The organism is Campylobacter portucalensis, assembly GCF_009690845.1.
Classification (GTDB): Bacteria; Campylobacterota; Campylobacteria; order Campylobacterales; family Campylobacteraceae; genus Campylobacter_B; species Campylobacter_B portucalensis.
The window spans coordinates 1-417 of the sequence record NZ_VWSJ01000053.1 but is presented as its reverse complement, the minus strand read 5'-3'; the positions used below and the strand labels follow the sequence as shown (position 1 = coordinate 417).

General features: G+C 33.8%; 1 pseudogene. It reads right to left on the bottom strand.

Annotated elements, in window-relative coordinates:
• A pseudogene (locus tag F1B92_RS08875) lies at window positions 1-417 on the bottom strand (hypothetical protein); the annotation flags it as partial.

Below are 417 nucleotides of genomic sequence, written 5' to 3'. Positions count from 1 at the left end.
GCGAGTTAGGTATAAATTTGTGTATAAATCTATGTTTTGAGTGCCTATTTCAAAGACTTTTCCAAATCCTAAATGAGTGCTTAGATATACTCTTTTGGTGTTAAATTTAACCTCTTTATCGGTTAAATTTGAACTTTTGTAGTCAGCTGATATCTTGCCGACTCTAAGAGATGATTGAGCGTAATATCCATCTCCTAACTCAAAATGAGTCATAATGCCTGTGCCAAGGTATTTTGTGTTACCTTTTCCTTGAACTGAGGTTAAATTTGAGAAGTCATTATAACTATCATAGTTACCAAATCCTAACTCTAAAAATCCACCATAAACGCCAAAATCCTCTTGCTTACTAACACCAACGACTAAATTTAGACCTTTTATATCTACGTGTGAGCCTGATTTGAGTCTTAATTTTGATGC